The 20806-nt window shown below is 65.2% G+C and carries 24 protein-coding genes and 2 tRNA genes; 10 read left to right on the forward strand and 16 right to left on the reverse strand.

All coding sequences use genetic code 11. The annotated features are described in order from the left end of the window. Nucleotides 1-10: 10 nt before the first annotated feature. Nucleotides 11-85: transfer RNA gene (locus ACT54L_RS19625), tRNA-Gly, on the reverse strand. Between the two features lie 1490 nt (nucleotides 86-1575). Continuing rightward, nucleotides 1576-1782 carry a hypothetical protein gene (locus tag ACT54L_RS19630; RefSeq protein ID WP_476087317.1) on the reverse strand — a complete coding sequence of 69 codons (207 nt, stop codon included), beginning with the start codon at nucleotides 1780-1782 and terminating at the stop codon, nucleotides 1576-1578. Between the two features lie 225 nt (nucleotides 1783-2007). On the opposite strand from ACT54L_RS19630, the gene ACT54L_RS19635 reads away from it, so the two are divergent. Beyond that, nucleotides 2008-2081, forward strand: a tRNA-Gln gene (locus ACT54L_RS19635). Between the two features lie 59 nt (nucleotides 2082-2140). On the opposite strand, the gene ACT54L_RS19640 is transcribed toward ACT54L_RS19635, so the two are convergent. From ACT54L_RS19640 to ACT54L_RS19695, 12 genes are all read right to left on the reverse strand, one after another. Next, nucleotides 2141-3283, reverse strand: a complete 1143-nt coding sequence (locus tag ACT54L_RS19640) for a tyrosine-type recombinase/integrase (RefSeq protein WP_476087318.1) — start codon at nucleotides 3281-3283, stop codon at nucleotides 2141-2143. Beyond that, nucleotides 3237-3500: a hypothetical protein gene (locus tag ACT54L_RS19645; RefSeq protein ID WP_476087319.1), complete on the reverse strand. Its 264-nt coding sequence runs from the start codon at nucleotides 3498-3500 to the stop codon at nucleotides 3237-3239. The genes ACT54L_RS19640 and ACT54L_RS19645 overlap by 47 nt, the downstream gene beginning before the upstream one ends. Continuing rightward, nucleotides 3484-3948: a single-stranded DNA-binding protein gene (ssb, locus tag ACT54L_RS19650; RefSeq protein ID WP_476087320.1), complete on the reverse strand. Its 465-nt coding sequence runs from the start codon at nucleotides 3946-3948 to the stop codon at nucleotides 3484-3486. Before ssb ends, ACT54L_RS19645 begins: the two co-directional genes overlap by 17 nt. 2 nt (nucleotides 3949-3950) lie before the next feature. Further along, entirely contained in the window at nucleotides 3951-4307 is a 357-nt protein-coding gene (locus ACT54L_RS19655; RefSeq protein WP_476087321.1) for a dATP/dGTP pyrophosphohydrolase domain-containing protein, read from the reverse strand. A 220-nt stretch (nucleotides 4308-4527) separates the two neighbouring features. Continuing rightward, on the reverse strand, nucleotides 4528-5640 hold the full coding sequence (dnaN, locus tag ACT54L_RS19660) for a DNA polymerase III subunit beta (protein WP_476087322.1): 1113 nt from the start codon (nucleotides 5638-5640) through the stop codon (nucleotides 4528-4530). Further along, on the reverse strand, nucleotides 5637-5846 hold the full coding sequence (locus ACT54L_RS19665) for a hypothetical protein (RefSeq protein ID WP_476087323.1): 210 nt from the start codon (nucleotides 5844-5846) through the stop codon (nucleotides 5637-5639). Before ACT54L_RS19665 ends, dnaN begins: the two co-directional genes overlap by 4 nt. Before the next feature lies 1 nt (nucleotide 5847). Continuing rightward, nucleotides 5848-6756, reverse strand: coding sequence for a TAXI family TRAP transporter solute-binding subunit (locus ACT54L_RS19670; RefSeq protein ID WP_476087324.1), 909 nt, complete (start codon nucleotides 6754-6756; stop codon nucleotides 5848-5850). 162 nt (nucleotides 6757-6918) lie between these two features. After that, nucleotides 6919-7848, reverse strand: coding sequence for a DUF2303 family protein (locus tag ACT54L_RS19675; RefSeq protein WP_476087325.1), 930 nt, complete (start codon nucleotides 7846-7848; stop codon nucleotides 6919-6921). 28 nt (nucleotides 7849-7876) lie between these two features. After that, entirely contained in the window at nucleotides 7877-8212 is a 336-nt protein-coding gene (locus ACT54L_RS19680; RefSeq protein WP_476087326.1) for a hypothetical protein, read from the reverse strand. Nucleotides 8213-8225: 13 nt separating this feature from the next. Then, nucleotides 8226-8903 (reverse strand): hypothetical protein, encoded by a 678-nt coding sequence (locus ACT54L_RS19685; RefSeq protein WP_476087327.1) that lies wholly within the window; start codon nucleotides 8901-8903, stop codon nucleotides 8226-8228. Further along, the gene (locus tag ACT54L_RS19690) at nucleotides 8900-9178 is read right to left on the reverse strand and encodes a hypothetical protein (RefSeq protein ID WP_476087328.1); all 279 of its coding nucleotides are present in this window, start codon (nucleotides 9176-9178) and stop codon (nucleotides 8900-8902) included. The genes ACT54L_RS19685 and ACT54L_RS19690 overlap by 4 nt, the downstream gene beginning before the upstream one ends. Next, the gene (locus tag ACT54L_RS19695) at nucleotides 9175-9606 is read right to left on the reverse strand and encodes a hypothetical protein (protein ID WP_476087329.1); all 432 of its coding nucleotides are present in this window, start codon (nucleotides 9604-9606) and stop codon (nucleotides 9175-9177) included. The genes ACT54L_RS19690 and ACT54L_RS19695 overlap by 4 nt, the downstream gene beginning before the upstream one ends. Nucleotides 9607-9750: 144 nt before the next feature. Here ACT54L_RS19695 and ACT54L_RS19700 point away from each other — a divergent pair, with 144 nt between their 5' ends. Next, nucleotides 9751-11100: an SNIPE associated domain-containing protein gene (locus ACT54L_RS19700; protein ID WP_476087330.1), complete on the forward strand. Its 1350-nt coding sequence runs from the start codon at nucleotides 9751-9753 to the stop codon at nucleotides 11098-11100. A gap of 2 nt (nucleotides 11101-11102) precedes the next feature. On the opposite strand, the gene ACT54L_RS19705 is transcribed toward ACT54L_RS19700, so the two are convergent. Then, nucleotides 11103-11852, reverse strand: a complete 750-nt coding sequence (locus tag ACT54L_RS19705; RefSeq protein WP_476087331.1) for a LexA family transcriptional regulator — start codon at nucleotides 11850-11852, stop codon at nucleotides 11103-11105. 75 nt (nucleotides 11853-11927) lie between these two features. Here ACT54L_RS19705 and ACT54L_RS19710 point away from each other — a divergent pair, with 75 nt between their 5' ends. From ACT54L_RS19710 to ACT54L_RS19730, 5 genes are all read left to right on the forward strand, one after another. Then, nucleotides 11928-12161, forward strand: coding sequence for a hypothetical protein (locus ACT54L_RS19710; RefSeq protein ID WP_476087332.1), 234 nt, complete (start codon nucleotides 11928-11930; stop codon nucleotides 12159-12161). A 106-nt stretch (nucleotides 12162-12267) separates the two neighbouring features. Then, nucleotides 12268-12759, forward strand: a complete 492-nt coding sequence (locus ACT54L_RS19715; RefSeq protein WP_476087333.1) for a hypothetical protein — start codon at nucleotides 12268-12270, stop codon at nucleotides 12757-12759. Further along, nucleotides 12760-13548: a hypothetical protein gene (locus ACT54L_RS19720; protein WP_476087334.1), complete on the forward strand. Its 789-nt coding sequence runs from the start codon at nucleotides 12760-12762 to the stop codon at nucleotides 13546-13548. Beyond that, nucleotides 13545-13883, forward strand: a complete 339-nt coding sequence (locus ACT54L_RS19725; RefSeq protein ID WP_476087335.1) for a DUF4326 domain-containing protein — start codon at nucleotides 13545-13547, stop codon at nucleotides 13881-13883. The genes ACT54L_RS19720 and ACT54L_RS19725 overlap by 4 nt, the downstream gene beginning before the upstream one ends. A 214-nt stretch (nucleotides 13884-14097) precedes the next feature. Beyond that, the gene (locus ACT54L_RS19730) at nucleotides 14098-15339 is read left to right on the forward strand and encodes a DUF7146 domain-containing protein (protein ID WP_476087336.1); all 1242 of its coding nucleotides are present in this window, start codon (nucleotides 14098-14100) and stop codon (nucleotides 15337-15339) included. Between the two features lie 8 nt (nucleotides 15340-15347). Here ACT54L_RS19730 and ACT54L_RS19735 read toward each other — a convergent pair whose 3' ends face one another. Continuing rightward, the gene (locus ACT54L_RS19735) at nucleotides 15348-15947 is read right to left on the reverse strand and encodes a hypothetical protein (protein ID WP_476087337.1); all 600 of its coding nucleotides are present in this window, start codon (nucleotides 15945-15947) and stop codon (nucleotides 15348-15350) included. Nucleotides 15948-16069: 122 nt separating this feature from the next. Between ACT54L_RS19735 and ACT54L_RS19740 the strand changes: the two genes are divergently transcribed. Genes ACT54L_RS19740 through ACT54L_RS19750 form a run of 3 tightly spaced genes read left to right on the forward strand, consistent with a single transcriptional unit; the run spans nucleotide 16070 to nucleotide 20765 of the window. Beyond that, complete coding sequence (locus ACT54L_RS19740; RefSeq protein WP_476087338.1) at nucleotides 16070-17497, forward strand: DNA-methyltransferase; 1428 nt, start codon at nucleotides 16070-16072, stop codon at nucleotides 17495-17497. After that, a complete protein-coding gene (locus ACT54L_RS19745; RefSeq protein ID WP_476087339.1) occupies nucleotides 17494-18948 on the forward strand; it encodes a DNA cytosine methyltransferase in 1455 nt (484 codons plus the stop codon). The genes ACT54L_RS19740 and ACT54L_RS19745 overlap by 4 nt, the downstream gene beginning before the upstream one ends. Further along, nucleotides 18945-20765: a DNA primase family protein gene (locus tag ACT54L_RS19750; RefSeq protein WP_476087340.1), complete on the forward strand. Its 1821-nt coding sequence runs from the start codon at nucleotides 18945-18947 to the stop codon at nucleotides 20763-20765. The genes ACT54L_RS19745 and ACT54L_RS19750 overlap by 4 nt, the downstream gene beginning before the upstream one ends. Nucleotides 20766-20806: the final 41 nt, after the last annotated feature.

Below are 20806 nucleotides of genomic sequence, written 5' to 3' on the forward strand. Positions count from 1 at the left end.
TGGGAAAATTTGGAGCGGGCGATGGGATTCGAACCCACGACCCCAACCTTGGCAAGGTTGTGCTCTACCCCTGAGCTACACCCGCATCCATCTGCCGACCCGATGTCTCGGCCGGCGGTGCGTTCTATTGCCAAATGCTGGGGGCGAATGCAACACCCCTCTTCGGGTTTTATCGGAAGGCGGCGAAGAAATTGACCGGAACAGGCTCCATAAATCTCCTTTTTTCCATTATTTTCATAAGCTTATGAGCGTCATCACTTTTCCACAGGACAGCATGCCAAGCCGCGAAGGCCGGGCACTTCAGGGGGCAGGTCGGCCCCCAATGGCGGGGGAATCGCCCGGGCCGTGACGGGGGTGACGGAGCGGGGCGCACGGTTCATAAGAAAAATATCCTAGATCATATTCCTATTTTCTTGGACCTCTGTTATGGTGTCCTCACCTGGCACCAAGGAGGGGCGCGTCCGGAGCGGCCTGACGGGTGGTGTCGGGGGCGGGTGTCCGACGGGACGGGGCTTAACGCACCCCGAACCGTTAGCAGAGGAGGCTGAAGGCCCAGGCGCACCGATCCGGCAGTGGTTCGGCCGGTGCTGATGGGAGAACCTGTCGCCCACGCGGCGCGGGGCCGAGGCCATAAATCCCCACGCGGGAGCGGACGGAGCCCGGCTCCACCTCATCCCACTCGTTTACGGCGCGCCGCCGCGCGCCGGCCGCTCCCGCATCCCTCCACCCCTGCCATTGGCGGGGATGAAGGTGCTGGGGGCGTCAGAGGGGCGCGCAGGGTGTTGGCGTTGCGTCTTCCCCCTCCCCAACCCTCCCCCGCTTCGCGGGAGAGGGGGCCGGTTCCGCCGGCGAAGAGGTCCGGATGACAGACGCCCTGACAGACAGAGCCAGCGCCCCGCCAAGTGCACCAAAGTCCCCTCTCCCGCAAAGCGGCGGAAGGTCAGGGAGGGGCAAGGTGAGGCGTGGGTGAAGCGGAAACGGAGCGGGACACGGGAGGGCGCGGAAACGGAAGTTTAAGGGCCCTCTGGACTGGGGGACCGCCGGCCGCGCCCAGGGCGACGCGCCGTCCGCTCCCACGGGTCATGCGGAAAGCCGCAGGACCGGGGACAGACGGCGAAGATCAGGCGGCCAACCGAGGAGGGAGAACAAGGCGGGCCGCACCGAAGGCCTGCGGTGCGCGACCAGAGCAAGGAGGCCGATCGCATCGCTGGCGCAGCACCGCCGGCGCCGACGGATCAAAGCTCGCCTCCCGAAGGGGGAGAGCTCGGCAAGGGGCGGGAGAAAAGGGCGTGGAAAAGGGAGATCAGGATGCCGGTGATCGACACACGGCGACCGGGCGCATCCATCCTGTTCGCAGGCGGACCGGGATCCAGGCGAGCCACGATCCAGACGAGCCACAAGGCCCGCGCCGCTTGGGTCACGGCGCCAGCGGTCAGGACGCGCCAGCCTCGCCGCAGCGCGGCATGGGGGCGTTCCCGGACTGGAGAAGAACGAGGGGCCGACCCTGAGGGCCAGCCCCGGAAGCGGGCACGAGAAACGCAGCCCGCTGCCAAAAAACGTTACGGTCGATCCGGCTCAGAAGCCGCGAACCACCGCCTGGGGGATCTCCTCACGGGTCAGGCCGATCTTGGAGAGCTCAGAATTGGACAGGCGGGTGAGGTGCTGGTAGCGCGCATTCATCTCGCGCGCCTCGCGCACCGCGGCGACGAAGTCGGACACGATGGCACCGAACCGGCCGAAGTGACGATCGGCGCCGTGGTGTTGTGCGGTCATCGTGGTCATGTGTGCCTCCATCTGCTGCCCCTAACATAGGGGAAGATAGTGCAACGCAACATGAGCGATTGTGCATAGCACCATTGCGGATGCCGTATGCCAGGGACCACCGCTCGGCCATCCTCCCGGCCATGTGGAAAAGTTCGCGCCCCCTCTGGACCGCCCGCATCGAATTGCGTATAGGAGCGCCTCGCTTGCAGCGCACGGCTTCTCTGGCGGCCAGCAGCGCACCGTTGGGGGATAGTTCAACGGTAGAACCGCGGACTCTGACTCCGTTAATCCTGGTTCGAATCCAGGTCCCCCAGCCATTTGATTTTTCTTGAGAAATCACCGCCAAGCAGGCGGAAACGGACCTGCACTTTGCAGGTCACTTTGCATTTTTCGTTCCCGGAACGTGCTCTTTGCGCCGTTGATGGCGCTCCAGTTTGGCGATGGCGCTTTCGGCCATGCTGCGGTCCCGGCTGAGATAATGGGCGTCGAGGATGGCCTCCACGTCCTTGAGGCTGTGGCCGGTGAGAGAGGCAATTTCGGGGACGGTGCTGCTGGAAATGGCGAGGCGGGTTACGGCCGTGCCGCGGATGTCGTGGAAGGTCAGGCCCTCTATGTCCGCCTTGGCGCAGGCCTTTCTCCATGAGGCGCGGAAGCCGCCATCGGTCCAAGGGGTGCCTTCCTTGGTCAGGAGGATCAGGGCGCCGCGCTTGCGGGCGCGTTCCGCGTCGAGGGCGGCCCGCAATGGTTCGGCCACCGGGATCACCACCCGCTTGCCCGTTTTGCCCTGCCGCAAGCGCAGCGTGGTGCCGTCATAGTTGGTCCAGGCCAGGCGCAGGAGATCGCCCTGTCGCTGCCCGGTCCAGACAGCGAGCAAATAGGGTAGCACCAGATGCCCAGGCGCGGCGGCCAGGAACTTCGCCTCGTCCTCGTCGCTCCACACCTTGTCCGTCCGGTCTGACCGATAGACCCGCCCTCCCCGCTCGCACGGATTCGTCTCGATCTTGCCGCGGTCCAGGGAAACCGCGCAGATGCGCGCCAGCACCACCCAGGCATAATCCGCCTGGCGGGGCGAGCGCTTGGCGATCTTGTCCCGCCACTCCTTGAAGACGCCGCGCGTCCAGTTCCGGTTTTTCTGGCTGAAGGCGGACAAGGGCAGCTTGCCAAACTTGCCGGCGATATTGTCAGGTCGGTCGAAGATCAGCTTGCGATAATCGGCCCGAGTTCGCTCCGCCAATCGGAGGAACTCGTCCGAATCCAGATAGAGGTCGATCAAGGTGCCGAAGATAGGCGCGGCACTGGGTGATTTCCGGCGGACCAATTCGGTGTAGATGGTCACGAAGCGGGGATCGTCCGGTTGCAGGTACTCGTCGCCATCCTTGATGGCTGGCCCGCCACGCCATGCGTAATAGTGCTTTTTGCGGGTGCCATCGGCCAGACGGAAAGTGGCAGAGGCGATACCCTTGAGGTGCGATCTAACTCGCATAGCCGTGTTCGCGCTTCCAGGTTTCCAGCGGATCATCCGCTTGCTCACCAGCCGAGGCCAGCCCGCTCATCTTATCCAGCGCCGCGTCCAGCGCGCGGCGATCCCATCGCTTCGTGCCCGGGATCGGCCCCGGAACAATCCCACCCCGATGCCATGCCGAAAAGCCCTCCGGCGTCAGCCCGCAATAGCTGGCGGCCTGTTCGCGCGTGAGGCAGCGGGGCTCAATCGCGCGCGGCTCAGAACGGGATTTCATCGTCCATGTCCTGCGAGGGGGTGGGCGCGGTGCCGGCCGGGCGGCGGGGCGGGTCGGCGCGGTCGTAGTCGTCCGGGGTGGCCTGGGCGCCGGTGTCGTTCTTGTCGAGGAGGGTGACTTCGCCGCGGAAGGGGCGGAGCACGACTTCCGTGAAAGTGCGGTCCTGGCCCTGGGCGTCGGTGGCCTTGCGGGTTTCCAACTGGCCTTCGATGTAGACCTTGGAGCCCTTCTTCAGAAACCGCTCGGCCACCCCCACCAGGGTCTCGTTGAGGATGGTGATGGCGTGCCATTGGGTGCGCTCATGGCGCTCGCCGGTCGCCTTGTCGCGCCAGGATTCGGAGGTGGCGAGGCTGAGATTGCAGATGCGCCCGCCATTCTGGAAGGTGCGGATCTGCGGGTCTCGGCCGAGATGGCCGATCAGGATCACCTTATTGACGCTGCCGGCCATGGTCAGGCGCCCTCCCCGCTTCGGTCATGCTCGATGGCCTTGTTCGGATCGGCGGTCCGCCAGTCGGGCCAGATTCGCTCCTCGTTCCGCCCCTGCTTTCCTGCAATGGCGGCCTGCGCCATGTAGGCTGCAGTTGAGGTGTTGTACCCCGTTTCAAACACGAGGCAGCGCGTGAGCCCGTCGAGGGCAAGGATCACCACGTCCACCCACTCCTTAATCCGCTCATCCTTGGTGCCGGCCTTCGCCACCTCGGCCAGTTCCTTGCGGATGTGGTCGATCACGCCTTCGGTGCGTGCGCCCGGGCCGAAGGTGGCGCGCGAGAAAGCAATCTGGCGCTTGAGGTGCTCTGCGAGGTCCATGGTCTACTCCTCATCGCTTTCAGGGTTATGGACGCCAGAGGAGTCCAGGGCTTCGCGGACTTCCTCAATTGTGTATTCTCCCGGGAGTTGCTCCAGGAACTGGGCTACCCGACGTTTCATGATGGTCACGTCGCGCGCGCGGTGACCGGCTTAAAAGCTCCTGACGGCGGGGCCACTATGCTTTCGAGAGCCTCGCGCACTTCTGCCTCGATGTTCATGTTCACACCCTCATGGGCATGAGGACGGCCAGAAAAGACGCGTCGCTCGGGGTGGTGATGAGGCAGGGGGCGCCGGGGCCATCCATGGCGAGGCGGGCGGTGTCGCCCGGAAGAATGGCCAAGATCCCGGCCATGTACTGGCTGTTGAACCCGATATCGAGCGCGTCGCCCGCCCAGCTGATTTCCAGTTCCTCGGTGGCCTGGCCGGTGTCCGTATTGGTGACGGACAGGACGAGCCGGTCCTCGGCATAGGAGAACTTCACCGCCCGTCCCCGCTCGCTGGCCACGGTGGCCACGCGGTCGACGGCGGCGGCGAGGTCCGCCTTGTCCATCTCGGCGATCTGGCGGTTGCCGGCGGGGATGACGCGGCCATAGTCGGGGAAGGTGCCGTCGATGAGCTTTGAGGTGAGCACCAGCCCGCCCACGGCCACGCGGATCTTGGTGGGGGAGAGTGAGACGGTCGCCTCCCCCGCTTTCTCGTCCAAGACCTTGGCGAGCTCGCCCACCAATATGCGGGGCAGGATGACGCCCGCCATGCCGGCGCTGCCTTCCGGCGCGAGCACCTCGGCCTGGGCGAGGCGGTGGCCGTCCGTCGCCACGGCCCGCAGGGTCGGCCCTTCCTCGTTGGTGGCGAGGTGGAGATAGATGCCGTTCAGATAATAGCGCGTCTCCTCGGTGGAGATGGCGAACGACACGCGGTCGATGAGGCGCCGCAGGTCGCCGGCGCGCGCCGTGAAAGTGTGGATGAAATCTCCTGTCGCGAGGTCGGGAAAGTCGCCCTCTGGCAAGGTCTGGAGGGTGAAGCGGGCGCGGCCGCAGGCGAGGCGCAACGTGCCGTCGCGCTCCTCCAGCTTCACGTCGGCGCCGGCGGGCAGCTTGCGGGCGATGTCGAGCAGGGTATGGGCGGGCACGGTGAGGGCGCCGGGCGCTTCCACCTGGGCGGTGAGCGTCTGGCTCATCTCCAGGTCCAAGTCCGTGGCCTTGAGCGTGGCGCGGCCCTCCGCCACCCGCAGCAGCACGTTGGCGAGGATGGGGATGGTGTTGCGCCGCTCCACCACGCGGGCGGCGTGCTGGAGGGCGGCGAGGAGCGCATCCCGCGCGAGGGTGAGTTTCATGGGGTGGCTCCGGACTGGCTGAAAAGATCGGGCTCCTGGGGCTGCGCGGTCCGGCGGGCGGCGCGCAGTTCGGCTTTCAGGGCCTCGCAAGTGGCCTGCACCAGGTGGCGGTGCAGAGCGGTGCGGGGCGCGTGGCGCCGCGTCGCAGTGGCATAGGCGGCCGCCATCTCGCGGCGGCGCCGGTGGAGGGTGGCGGCGCTGGCCATGTCACTTGCCGTATTGCGCCTGGATGGCAGGGCGGGCGCGGGCCACGGCGGTGATGAAGGCGGCCAGAGCCTTCTGGTCGGCGAACCGCTCGGTGTTCACGTAGACCTTGGCCATCCACGTCACCGTCGACTTGCTCGACCACCAGCCCTGCAGGCTCTTGGGATAGGTGCCGCTGGGGATCTTGTCGTAGACATAGAGGGCCTTGCCCTGCGGATCGGTGGCGTTGTCGAAGTCCCGATCGTTCACGCCCACCAGGCGCAGCCCGTCGCCGAATTGCTCATCGGCCTGCCGCACCGTGGAATTGCCAAGCGCCGCCGGCACCAGCACGCATGTGGTCTCGTTGGCCGCCACGCTTGCCAGCGCGACCACGCCGCTTTCATTCCGGACGGGCACCTCCCCGTAATCGGAATCCTGCGCCACGAAGTTCTGCCAGATCAGCCACGCCCCGCTGCCCACGTCGCCGAGCGCGATGGAATAGCCATTCTGCTTGGGGTGGCTCTCCAGGTCGCCGATGTCCTTCACGCCGCTGTCCTTGCTGCACAGCGCGTGCAGATACTCCCGGTGCAGGTCGGCGATGGGCTTCAAGGCCTGGGCGGCGCCGGGGTTCTGGCGCTTGAGCAGAGCGGCCCCATCGGGCTGGCCGATCATGGCATCGCATTCGGCGCCGAGCGCGGTGCGCTGGATGTTGCCCCACGTTCCGCCGGTGTCCGGCACCAGCTTGATGGTGATGTTCTGATCGCCCTTGGCCATGGTGGCAATCATCTTGCCTGCCTCGGCATAGGGGCCGCCTTCGGCGCCGGTGCACAAGCGCACCTCCATGGGCGCCGCGCGGGCGGCAAGCACGGCGCCGACCAGGAAGGCAAAGCAAAAGACCACGAATCCAAAGAGCAGAAAGGTTGCGCGTTTCACGGCAGGCTCCATGAGATGAGGGGATGGAAGAGCGGGCGCGGGGCGCCCGCCCGCTACCGAGCGCGCCAGCGCTCGAAGCGCCGGCCGGCGGCGAAGATGACCGCCGTCCAGCAGGCCCCGAGAAGCATCTCGGGCAGGTTGTTGAAGACGGCCACCCACATGTCAGGCGGCCATCTCGGGCGCGCCCTCGTAACAGGGGCGATCCACGCGCTTCTGCACGATGTCCAGGTCCGTGCGCACGCGGTCGGTCACGTGCACGTCGGGCCGGTAGATCTGGAAGAGCCAGGTGATCGTCCCGTTAACCCGGTAGCGAAGCCGCACGGGAATGCGCGCGCGCTCGCCCATGAAGAAGGGGGCAATGGACAGCAGGAAGATGCCGGGCACGATGAGCGGCTTGCCGTCCGCCCCCTTGTGCTGTTCTTCCCAAACGATCTGCCCGGTGCCGTTCTGGAGGGTGTGGGCGTTGGCCACCTTGTTCTCCACGTGCACCTGCAGCTTGCGGGAAAGCTGGATCAGTTCGGAAGGCGTGGCCACGGTGGTGGAGAAAACGCGCTCCAGCTCGATTTTTTCGGCCTCGGTGGGGGAGGACAGATCGGCGATGCGGTCTTCCAGGAAGGTGGCGAACTCCATCTGGCTCATGTCCTCGCCGTCCTTTTCCACCCAGGCCTTCCACTCGTCGGAAAGAGGGAAATCATAGAGCACGCGGTGCTTGCCGAAGTTGGCGGCGCCCTGCGCCTCCACCTCGTGATAATCGATCACGGCGGTGAAAGAGGGCTTCGTCCAATCGGTGTTGGCGAACACCACGCTGTGCTCGGTTTTGTGCCGATTGGTCAGCTCAATGAAGCTGTCGAGGGTGAGCGCCTTGGCGGTGCCGAGGCGCCGCTTCGGCGCGCGCCTGTACTTCTCCAACTCCAGCGCCATGCTGATGATCTGGCTGCCCTTGGGGTCCCACCCCATGGGCACCGTCTCGGGCAGGCCGGGGTCGGCGAGGTCCTTGGTCGGCAGGTTGAACACCTGCACCTCGGCGGCCTTGGCGCCAAGCTCGGAAATGAGCTTGACAGCGACGGCGTCGGTTTCAAGCACTTGGGCCATGAATGGTCCTTTCAGGTGGGAGGGAAGCTCAAGCCACGTCGGCGGCGCGGGGGCCGGCGAAGAAGTTCATCTGCTGGGGGTGCTCGGTGGAAAGCGCACCGTCATCCAGCACCCAGAAGAAGGAGCTGCCGCGCGCGGGCTTCGGCAGCTTGGTTTCGATGTTGCCGGTGATAGTGGCGGCTCCCGCCTCCACCTCGAGGTCGAGCACCAGCGCCACCTTGCCCTTCACCTTGTGCTTGGGCCGGTTGCCCGCCTGCTCCTTGAGCTGGGCAAGGGCGCCGGTGATCTGGTTGGACAGTTCGCGCGCCAGCTCGCCGCCCTCCAGGGCGCCGAGAATGGTTTGCGCGTCGCGAATGCGCTGCATGCTGTGCTCCTGTTCAGCGAAGGGGGGCAAGGTGGGGGAAAAGGGCGAAGAGGCGCTCGCGGAAGCGGTCGGCCGCCTCCACCCAGGGCCAGACGCGGATGCGGCCGCGATGGGGGGCGGGCTGCACCTTTTCGAGGTGGACGCCCCATGAATGAGGCGGCCTCGCCAGCAGCTCGCGGCGCTCCAGGGCCAGCATGCGCAGGTCCCAATGCAGGACCTCGGTGGCGCGCGCCGGGGCCAACGGCCAGGGCAGGCCGGCGGCGGCATAGATGGCTTCGTCCAGCGCCTTCTTCTGGTCGGCAATGCCGTTGTGCACCAATGCCTCGCCCATGAGGCGGGCGCGCGGGGCGGAAGCGGGATAGGTCGCGGCCATGCTGGCGCCGACGCGATAGGCGATGGCATTCACCGCCGGGGTGATCCAATCGCCGAAGACGTATTCATGGCCGTCATGGAGGAGGAAGACGCGGGCAAGCTCCACGTCTCCCGTCTCGGCCAGGATGGCGTCCGTGCCGAGCACGCTGTGCTGCGCCACGGAATAGGGGCCGGAGGCCACCTGCCCGGCAAAGCGGGCCTGGCGCGCCAGGGCATCGGCCACGTCGCCCGCCAGGTCGATCATGTGCGGCTGGGGCGCCAGGAGATCCACGGCGCGGCCGGTGGCAGTCTGTGACCAGATGAGAGGTGCGGCGGTCATGCCGCCTCTCCATCATCGGGCTGAAGCGGTTCCAGCGTTGGCCCGCTCCCGCCAAAGGTGGCGAGGGCGTCTTCGAGGATGCCGTTGATGACGCGGCGGAGATTATCCGGGCATCCCACCGCATCGCGCGTATTGGCCAACCACATCCCGGTGGCAATGGCCTTGTTCCGGTCGCCTGTGCGAATGGCCTCCTGCATGGCCTGGCTGGATTGCCAGACCAACAGCGTCACCAGCGCCAGACCCTGCGGAGGATGGAGGATGGCGAGCGTGCTCATGCCGCCACCAGGCCAGCCGGCGGGCAGGCGAGGCGGCGGGCTGCATCGGCGTGTTCGATGATCTCGGCGGCCGTGAATCCCGCGCGGGCGAGATCATCCACGTCGCAAGCGCCGGTCTCGCGCTCCCACTCGCGGAAGACATCGGCCATGCGCAAGGCGGTGGGGTCCGCCTGGGCGGCGGGTGCGGCGCCGGCCACACGGGTGAAGCGGAAGGGTGCGTAGGCGCCGGGGATGCCCGCCAGATGCAGGAGCGGGCCTTTGAATGCACCGGGGGCGCCTGCCTCCCCCTCCACGGCGCGGACCGTGTAGATGTGCCCCTTTTTGAGCGGGCAGCCGGGCGACAGGCCGGCGACGGACGCGCAGCGCACCACGTCGCCCACGGCAAAATGCAGGGCGCCCGGCCCCTGCTGGGAATAGGAGATTGTCACGGGTGGCTCCCCATCTGGGTTGATGGGGGGCATGATTGCTACGTTTCGTAGCACTGTCAACTACGATTTGTAGCAATACCGCGCACGTTGCGTCAGCAGCGGTCAGTGATGCTATGGTTGCGGTTCAGGCGGACGGGGGATGCCGTGAACGTAGCGCATATCATCATCGTGACGGTATTGGTGGGGTCTCCGTTTCTGGCGATCCTGCTTGGCATTCTCTGGTGGCGCGCCCGCCGAAGGGCCAAGGCAATTGAAAAGAAGTATGAGGGCATCGACGACGCCCAGTCTTACGTCCGCAAATTGCAAGATGCAGCATCGGCCGCAGAGGCCTCCATCGCAAACCTTAAGCAAGAATATGCAGACAAGCATAAATACCTTGAATCATTGAAACAAATGATTGCCGCTTACAATGAAAAAACATCGTTTTACGATGTCGGGCTATACGAGCCGCACTTTGAATTTGATGATCCAGAAGAATTCAGGGCCGAGATATTGAAGGTCAGCGATGAACAGAAACGAATGGTGAGCGCGAAGACAGCCGTCACTTGTTCTGTTGATTGGCAGATCGACGGCAGCCGCGCCGCCGGCAAAAAGATGGCGGACCGCAACATCCGGCTGACGCTGCGAGCCTTCAATGGCGAGTGTGACGCGGCCATATCCAACGTGCGCTGGAACAATGCAAAAGCAATGGAAAAGCGCATTGAGACCGCATTCAATCAGATTTCTAAACTTAACGAGACAACTCATGTGCACATATCGTCTGAATACCTTGCGTTGAAGCTAAAGGAACTGCGCCTCACTCACGAGTATCGAGAACGCCTTAAGAAGGAAAAGGAGGAGCGAGCCGAGGCAGCGCGGCTATCACGCGAAGAGCAGAAGCTTATCCGCGACCTCGAGAAGGCCGAGGAGGAAGAGGCTCATTATCAAAAGCTCTTGGCCAAGGCGAAAGCCGAAGCGCAGTCCTTCACGGGTGAAAGGCTTGCCGTCTTTCAAGAACAGATCCGAACCCTGGAAAACGATTTGGCCGAAGCCCACGCAAAGGTCGAGCGGGCCATGTCGATGGCAGAGCGCACGCGCACAGGATACGTCTATATCATCTCCAATGTGGGATCGTTCGGGGACGGTGTCGTCAAGATAGGGCTGACCCGACGCCTTGACCCATCCGATCGGGTGCGCGAGCTTGGAGACGCGAGTGTTCCCTTCATTTTCGATACACATGCCATCATCTACAGCGACGATGCGCCCGCCTTGGAGCGAGCCCTTCACGCGGAATTCGAGCATGGCCGAGTGAATACAAGCAACTATCGGAAAGAGTTCTTCCGGGTCTCACTCGACGAAGTGGAAGATGCGGTGCGCAGGCTCGCCCCAGGCGCGCCCTTTATCAAAGACATTGAGGCGCAGGAGTTTCAGGAAACGCTGGCGCGGCGGCACGCCGTGCTTGTGAGCGCAGGCGTTATGGTGAACGAAGTGGATGACCTCCCGGCCGCTATATAAGGCTAAAGCTTCGTCACTCGGCATATCACCCGGCCGATGACGTGCATTTCGTCCACGCTGAGCTCTACGGGAGCGTGCAGGGGGTTGTCGGAGATGATGCGGATGACAATGGGGTCGCGAGACCCCTTCACCCATTCCAAACGCTTCACCTGCACGCCAAACGGACTGCCAATTGCATAGAGGCCGTCCACTGAGACCATGTTTTGCCGGCGGTTAATCATCACCCGGTCGCCGGGCAGCAAAGTCGGAATCATGGAGTCGCCCTCGATGGGCAGCATTTCCACATCGCGTTCGGCGGCGCGCAGCTCGCTGTGCAGGAAGTCGACCGGCATCCTCCATGTGGCGCGCACACCATCGGCCACCTCGCCGTCCACCATGATTTCTGTGCCGATGCCTCCATTCCCAGCCCCGCCATATGCGTCCACTTCGATCACCTCACCCGGCAAGAGCTTCTGTCTCTTGCGGCGCTGAGCCGCTGCAAGGCGATCCGGGTCCGGCGGCGCATCTGGTTCGATCAAGGCCGAGCCCCGTGTGACGCCGTCGCCGAAAAGAAGCCAAATTTTGTCAGCCTGCAACTTGCGGGCATATTTCGCGGCAGCCTCTTCATCGAAGTCCCTGGCGCCAGGGGTCCCCGCTCGTTCATGCGCATTATATGTGGACACGGGCACGCCCATGAGTTGAGCGAATTCGCGCGCGGAACGGAAGCCGGCCTTTTCCCGCAGATATTTGAGGCGCTCACCGCGTGTTTTCATAGGGCGGCAGCCTAGCGGGCGAGTTGCTACATTTGGTAGTTGCGAAGAATTGCTACCTGATGTAGCAATTCGGTTATGAGCGCAGCTGCCACCATCATCGGCCTGTGGCCAACCGTCAGATGCTTCGCCGAGGACATCGGCGTCAGCCTGAAACACGCCCATGTCATGAAGGTGCGCGGCGTCATCCCCGCCGCTCGTTGGCCGTCCGTCGTCTCCGCCGCTGCACGGCGGCAGATCGCTCTTTCGTATCATGAGGTTGCCTCTCTCCATCTGGAGGCCACTCCGGCCCAGGCCGAGGAGGCTGCATGATCGTCCGGTCTCATCATTTTCCACCCCGCCCGCCCCCGTGATCTGACGGGCTCACTCTCTCACCTCACCCCCGCTTTCAGAACGAAAAAGCACAGGAGCTTTTTTCGTGGACACCACCCTTTTGCCTGACGGGATCATCCCCCTTCTCAAGCACACCGCGCGCGCCGCCGTGGCCGCAGCCGTGGTGCCCGGTTCCACCGGGCCGCAGCGGGTGGAGCAGCTGACCGGCTATTCCGCCGGGCAGATCAGCCGCTGGCAGGGCGATGCGCATGCGGACCTGATGCCGCTGGAGGTGGTGGCGCTGCTGGAATTCACCACGCAGGTGCCGGTATTCGCCCGCGCCCTGGCGGCGCTGACCGGGCACCGCCTGGTGCCCATCACCGAAACCGAGGGGCCGGAAACGGATGCCGCCACGCATATCCGCGACATGGCGGATTTCACCGCCGCCGCGGCAGCCGTTTCGGGCACCTATGGCGCGGCGCTGGCCGATGGCGTGGTGACCCCGCGCGAGAAGGCCGAGATCCGCAAGGCCAAGGCCCGCCTGCAAGACGTGGTGGCCCGCGCGGGGCGCAACCTCTCCGGTATCAAGGAGGGGTGAATGGGCGATCATCCTATTCTTTTCAGCGCCCCCATGGTGCGGGCGCTTATTTCCGGCACGAAGACGCAGACGCGGCGCGTTTTGAAAGGCGCGTGGCAGCATTCGCTTGAGGGCCACGACGAGGTGCTGACGTGGTTTGCGCCGGCCCATGTCCCGAAAGAGGGCATCATCAATGAGTGGGCTGAAAGCGGCATCTGGGCTCGTAAGAGCGGGCCGCGCGGCTATAACCGCCACCTTGGATATGTGCCTTACCGCCCAGGCGACCGCCTATGGGTGCGCGAGGCTTGGAATGCCTTTTCCTTCTCGCAAGATGGCGATGAAGCATGGCCCTGTAACACTATCCCAACAGCCGGTGAATACCGCGAGATCAAAGATGCGGCGTATCGTGTTGATGTTCAGCCGATCTATCGAGAGAGCGACCGAGCCAGGGAATGGTTCAAAGGCCAGAAGTGGCGGTCATCGATCCACATGCCCCGCTGGGCATCCCGCCTGACGCTCTACGTCACGGACGTGAGGGTGCAGAGGCTCCAGGAGATCAGCGAAGAAGATGCGGTTGCGGAAGGCGCCTACGTGGCAAAGCGGTCCGGCCGTATATCTGACGATTACGCCACTATGGCCGTAGCTGGGCATTGGTTTTCGTCTTCGCGGCACTGGTACGCCGACCTTTGGGACCGCATCAACGGCCCCGGCGCATGGGAGGCGAACCCCTGGGTGGTGGCCTACACGTTCGTGCCGCGCCTCGGCAACATCGACACGCTTTCGGTCAGCTTGAGCGAGGCCGCGCCATGAGCCAGCCGAAGCGCATTCGCCTGTCCTGCGCCTGGGGCTGGCGTATGCCGGACAATGCCGTGCGGGTGGACCGCCTCACAGTCTACGGCAGCCCGTTTGAGTTGACTGACCCGGCGGCGCGGGTGGACCGTTTTCGGGCTTTGATGGCCGGCTATGCCTGCCTCACCTGCGGCATCGGCGTGATGGAGCAGATGGAGGCGCGGGCCCGCATCCGGACTCATCTGGCGCATCTGCACGGCAAGGACTTGGCCTGCTGGTGCGCGCTGGACGCGCCCTGCCATGCGGACGTGCTGCTGGAACTGGCCAATGGGCCGGTGTGTGAGGGCGCGCTATGAGCCCCGCTCAATGCCTTGTCTGCGGGGGGAAACTCACATGGCAGCACGATCATCGCGAGGATCTTTCCGGCCTCGACGATGGCCCCCCGCTTCATCCCGCCCGCAAGCGCCCGGCGCCCAAGCCGGCCGATGAGGTTCGTGAGATCCGCGCGCGGGCATGGGCGACGCGCCGCGAAATGTATGGCGCATGCGGGCACCGTGGGAGCTACACCAGATGACCGCCGCCGACACTGCCCAAGACGCCGCTTTCGCCGCCTGGGTGGAAGAAGCCCGCGCTGTCAGCGTCGCCGACGTGCTGGAGCGGCGGGGCATCTCGCTGCGCCGGGCGGGCACCGAGCTGGTGGGGCCATGCCCCGTGTGCGGCGGGACGGATCGGTTCGGCGTGAATTTGCGGCGCAATATCTGGTGCTGCCGCAAGGCGGGGCGCGGCGGCGATGCCATCGCCCTGGTGGAATACCTGGACGGCGCCAATTTCCTGGGCGCGTGCGAGACGCTCACCGGCCTGCCGGCGCCGCGCGGCGAGGGCCAGCGCCTGAGTGCCGAGGAATTGGCCGCGCGGGCGCAGGAGCGGCGGGCGGCCGAGGCGAAGCGGGAGGCATCCCACAACGCCTTCCGCGAGCGGGAGCGGCGCACCCTGTGGGCGCATTGGAGCGCGGCCGTGGCGCCCGCCGGCACGCCGGTGGAAGCCTATCTCGGGCGGCGGGGCATCGGCCTGCCGCCGGGGGGCGCGCTGCGCTACCTGCCCGACATGCCCTATTGGCACGGCTCGGTGGAGGATGAGCGCGGCGCGAAGGTGGGGCGCATCATCCATCGCGGGCCGGCCATGCTGGCGGCGATTATCGGCGCGGACGATGCTTTTGCGGGCGTGCACATCACCTGGCTGGATCTGGCCCAGCCGAAGGGAAAGGCGCAGGTGTTCGACCCCGACACGGGCAAGGAACTGCCCGCCAAGAAGGTGCGGGGCAGCTTGCGCGGCGGGCGCATCTGGCTGGTGCGCGGCGCGCCGAAGGGCGAGGCGCAGGCGAGCCGCCAGATCTCCGGTGAGGGGATTGAGACCACGCTTTCGGCCTGGGAGGCCATGGCGCGGGAGGGGCGCGCGGCGGGCATTGATTTCGTGGCCGGCATCAGCCTCGGCAATCTGGCCGGCGCGGCGGTGGCGAGCGTGATGCACCCCACCGTGCGCACGGTGGACAAGGCCGGCCGCAGCCGGCCCACCTGCGTGCCCGGGCCCGTCTCTGCGGAGGGCAGCGCGGCCATGCATGTGCCCGCGCGCATCAGCCATCTCATCCTGCTGGGGGACGGCGACAGCGACCCCTTCACCACCCGCTGCGCCATGGACCGCGCCGTCGCGCGCCACGCCGCGCCGGGCCGGCTGGTGACGGTGGCCTGGCCGCCGGAAGGGTTTGATTTCAACGACATGCTGCTGGGGCGGCATCGCGAAGGGAGGGCGGCATGAGCCAGTATCTAGCTAGCCGCCTCGATCTCATCTCTGATCACGTTACTTGCAGCATCGCACGCAGAAATGAGATCCTGCAGGTTCTTAATCAAATATTCCACCTCAATCGACCCCGCGGAATATACCGCCCACTTAATACTATTGAAATACTCGGACTTAACTTCAACTTCTATTATCTTTACTGCCGTTTCACGATTAAGTCGCCACACTTCTCCGACGCTTATTATGCTGCTGACTTTTCCAACATTCGGAGATTCGTTAGCAGGTATGCTGATTACGTTACGATTATTCAATGCATCCTTTGCAATTTTTGCAGTCGATGCGACATGATAAACAGCCTTCAGGCTCATCGCGCGAAGGGTATTTGCGCGTTGCTGATGCTCCTCCTTGAACCCTTTCAGTTCATCTGCCTGCATGTCCACCTGCCTCCTGGTGAGGCCGAATGCCGCTGCGGCCGCGACGAGTGTCAAAGCGCCGGAAATGATGGACCCGGCAAAGCCGACCCACGGGTCTCCTGCTCCAGCAAGCCAGAAGCAAAAGCCGACTGCGAGCAGTCCGCCCACGACTCCACTCAGAACACACAGTCCCGCGTTCAGCACCCAATGCATGCCCACACCCTCCCGCAAGCAAGCGTAGCAGTGTCGTTCGGAGGCCTCCAGATGGCGTTCCCCTGCCACGGTTCTTCAGAGGGTGAAGAGAAGCTGCGGGTCGAGTTCAGGGAGGCGGTGTGATGCAGCCGGAAAGCCTTCTGGACGGGCGCCTCTTGCTCTGGCTCGGCGACGTGCGGTCCGCTCTGGCCGTCATGGAGCCGGAGAGCGTGGATTGCGTCGTGTGCAGTCCGCCATATTGGGGCCTGCGTGACTATGGCGTTGAAGGCCAGATCGGTCTTGAGCGGACTTTAGGCGAGCATCTGGCCGTGATGGTGGAGGTGTTCGACCTGGTGCGGCGGGTGCTGAAGCCCTCCGGCACGCTCTGGATCAACTATGGCGACTGCTACGCCACCACCCCGAACGGACGTTCCGCCGCCGCCACCAAGGCGTCCGGCAATGATGACCGGACGTTCCGCGACAAGCCGTTCTCGACCATCGGCGGTGTGCTGAAGCCCAAAGACCTCTGCATGGTGCCGAACCGCCTCGCCATCGCCCTTCAAGAGGCGGGCTGGTGGGTGCGCTCTGAGATCGTTTGGGCCAAGCCCAATCCGATGCCGGAAAGCGTCCATGACCGACCTGCAACGGCGCATGAAAAGGTGTTCCTGCTGGCAAAATCAGGGTCTTCATCTTGCTGGCGCCACATAGATGGGCGGTGGGTGTGGGCACGCCCAGAGCCTGATTTCAGATGGAACCACGCCGATGGGAGGTGCGTCGCGCTGGAGCCGGCGCCTGATTTCAGGTGGCGTCATGAAGAGACTGGCGACCTAGTCGATGCCGATCCTTGCGCCGAAGGGTGGAAGCGCATCGACCTGTGGAGACGCACCAACTTATGGGCGGCGCACGACTATTTCTATGACGCGCAAGCCGTGCGGCAGGGGCGCGCCAGCGATGAAGATGCAGTCGGGTTTCGCGGTGGCTCTTACGTCGGTGGAGAGCCATGTGGTCGGATAACGACAGGAAACAAGCGAGTAGGAAACAGCGATAAGCAACGCGGAAGGTCGACCTATGGCCGCCATACGCTTGGCGAGGCTCAACCGGAGGTGGAGCGGAGGGGCGATAAGCAGCGCGGCCATTCGCGGCGGCACGCCGGTTTCAACGAGCGCTGGGATGGGATGGACAAGGCGCAGCAATGCGCCAACGGGCGCAACCTGCGCAACTATGAGCCCGCACCCCTGACGGTGTGGCCCATCGCCACCCGACCTTTCAGCGAAGCGCACTTCGCCACCTTTCCCCCCGAGCTTGCGGAGCGCTGCATCCTTGCCGGATGCCCGCGCGGCGGCCTGGTGCTCGATCCCTTCGGCGGCGCCGGCACCACGGCCCTGGTGGCGCTGCGCCACGGGCGGAACGCCGCGCTGATCGAGCTTAATCCCGAATATGCCGACATCGCCCGACGCCGCATCGTATCCGACTGGATGGGCTGCGAAGAGCGCCGCCGCACCCTCGCCGCCCGCGCCAATGCCGACACCCCGGCCGATCTCGGCCCTTTGTTCTCTGGAGCGGCGGAATGAACTTCGTATCCGTCTGTTCCGGCATTGAGGCCGCGAGCGTGGCCTGGGCGCCGCTTGGATGGCGCGCGGTGCTCGTCTCTGAGATCGAGGACTTTCCCCGCCGCGTGCTCGCGCATCGGCATGGGGCATGGGATGCGCGCCGCGCGCGCGGCATTGGCCAGAATGGCGCCCCGGTGGGCGGCCCCGCGCTGTGGGGTGATTTCACAACCATCCGGCCGCGCCACCTGCGGCGCCTGGGGATCTGCCATGCAATCGACCTTCTTGTTGGCGGAACGCCCTGCCAGAGTTTCTCAATCGCCGGGCTGCGAGGCGGATTGGACGACGCGCGTGGCAACCTCGCGCTCGAATATCTTAGGCTCGCTCGCCGCCTGCGGCCCCGCTGGCTGGTCTGGGAGAACGTGCCCGGCGTCCTGTCATCAAATGGCGGACGGGACTTTGGCGCCATCCTCGGGGGCATGGTCCAACTCGGGTATGGCGTCGCCTACCGAGTGCTGGACGCTCAATACACCGGAGTTCCACAGCGGCGCCGCCGCGTCTTCGTTGTTGGATATCTTGGAGACTGGCGCGCTGCCGCAGCGGTTCTTTTTGAGCGCCACAGCCTGCAAGGGCATTCTGCGCCGGGCAGCGAAGCGCGGGAAGGCGTTGCCGGCACCCTTGCGGGAGGCGCTCGAGGCCGTGGCGGCTACAGCGCGGACGACGTCCCCATGACCGCCGCCATCACGGCCGCGACCCTCGACGCCTCTTTTGGGCGCCTGCAGGGCTGTGCGGGCCAGGACGCCAATCATGGCCATTCGCACCTGGTCGCCATGCCGTTCGACACCGCGCAAATCAACAGTCCCATCAACGGGAGTCAGCCCCGTTTCGGCGATCCCTGCCACCCCCTGACGGCAAACGGCCATCCGCCCTCCGTCGCGTTCGGCGGCAACCGCACATCCGGTGCGCTTGATGTCTCCCCGGCGCTCAATGCGCATGGGGGCGGCTCCAGGCGGCTGGATTTTGAGACCGAGGCTTTCATCTGCGCGCCCACGCTCACCTCAAGCAGCGGGGGTGGCCATGATGGCCGCGAGGGATTGGTTGCGACGGCGACGGCCCTGACGGCCTCGTGGGCGGAAAGCGGCGGCGCCACGGCGGGAAACAATCCGGGGCTGTCAAACCCCGTCATCTATCCCAACCGGGTTCGCAGGCTGACGCCCACCGAGTGCGAGCGCCTGCAAGGCTTCCCGGACGGATACTCGCGCATTCCCATGCGCAAGGTGAAGGCGCCACGCATCGCGGCCAAGCGCCCGGCGGACATGTGGGAATGCATCAATGGGCAGTGGTGGCAGATGGCGGCGGACGGCCCGCGCTACAAGTCGCTCGGCAATTCCATGGCCATCCCGCCCATGCGCTGGATCGGCGAGCGCATCGCCGCTGTCGAGGCGCTGAAGGTTGCACTGGAGACGGCGGAATGACCACACTTCCCACCGGCCAGCCGGATGGCGCGGCGGACATCGCCGCTATCCTCGCCCAGGCGATCCCTTCGCGCGCACCTGCCCCGCAGCCCCCTTCCGACATGGCCGACCTTCGCGATTCCCCGCGCGGCGAGGATATTGAGGATGACGGCTCCGATGCGCCTTCCGAGACCGCCGGGGACGGTGTTCTGGGGCGGGTGGACCTTTCCGCCGTGCGGGAGTGCGCCAGCCTTGACCATTCCGACACGGACAATGGCCGGCGGCTGATCGCCCATTACGGGGCCGATCTGGCGGTCTTCCAGCGCGCCGGGGTGCGCAATTCCGACTTTCTGGTGTGGACGGGCACCCATTGGGATCTCGACACCGGAAACGATGCCTCTTTCGCTCTCGCCCAGCGCATCGGCGGGTTGATCGCCCTTGAGGCGGACCATCTCGCCTCGACGCCGCAGGAGGCCCGCGCCATCCGCGACGGCGAGACTGCGGAGATCGACTTCGCGGCGCTGGAGGCCCGGCGCGAAAGCTGGGGCGATGCCGAGAAGATCCGGGCGCGTGACCTCGGCCGGCTGATCGATGCGGGCAAGGAAGCACGGGCAGCGCTGGACAAGCGCAAGGCGGCCCGCCGCAAGTTCGGTGTGAGCTCGAAGAACAAGGCGCGCCTCGATGCCATGTTGAGTTGCGCCGCGCCACGCCTGACGCGCCCGCCCCATGCCTTCAATGCCGACACGCTGCGGGTGGCCACGCGCACGCACACGCTCATCTTCAGCCGGCGGGAAGACCCGGAATGCCCGGATGCGGATGTGCAGCGCCTCATTGGCTGCATGGACGCGGTGGAAGGGCACATGCGCGAGGATCTCATCACCCAGATCATCGACGTGGCCTATGACCCCGATGCCACCTGCCCCAAGTTCGATGCCTTCACCGGGCGATTCCTGCCGCTTTCGCCCGTGCGGCGCTTCGTGCAGGTCTATTCCGGCCTTTCGCTGCTCGGGCTGGTGATTCAGAAATTCGTCTTCCACTATGGCGAAGGCGCGAACGGCAAGTCCGTCTTTATGCAGACCATCGCCAACGTGCTGGGCGCGCTTGGCAGCACGCTTTCACCCGATGCCATCACCGGCACCAACCAGCGCCAGGGCAACCAGGCCAGCCCCGAACTGGCCCGGCTCTATGGCAAGCGCTTCGTGCGCGTCTCCGAGCTGCCGGAAGGTGTGCCGCTGCAAGAGGAACTGGTCAAGCGGCTGTCAGGCGGCGAGGAAATCGCCGTCCGCAACCTGTTCCAGGGGTTGTTCGACTTCAAGGCGCTGTTCAAGGCGCACATGTCCGGCAACGGATATCCCAAGATCGAGGGCAATAATCACGGCATCTGGCGCCGCATGGCCGTGGTGCACTGGCCGGTGACCCTGGCCGATGAAGAGCAGCGCAATTTCGATGACGTGGTGGACGAATTCCGCCCGGAATATTCCGGCATCCTCAATTGGTTGATCGAGGGGGCGAAGATCTACCTCACCGAGGGGCTCATCGTGCCGCCGGAGGTGCGGGCCGCGACGAAGGAGTATCGCGATGAAATGGACCCTATCGGCCAATTCATCGAACAGTGTGTGGAGGCCGTCGAAGGCGGCGAGGTGACGGCGCGGGAGATGTATCAGGCCTATCGCGCCTGGGCGGACAGCAACTCCATATCGCCCATATTCGAGACGCGGTTCGGAAAGCTCATGAAGGCACGCTTCCGACGCGAGGACGGGCGCATCCGCCGCTATGTGGGATGCCGCCTGCACGACGTGCCGCCGCCGCCCATGTCCCGCAACCCCTATGAGGATTGAGGCCTTGTCGCAACCCTCGCGCGCCATGTGCTGCGAGGGTT

Source organism: Aquabacter sp. DMC10 (assembly GCF_056314145.1).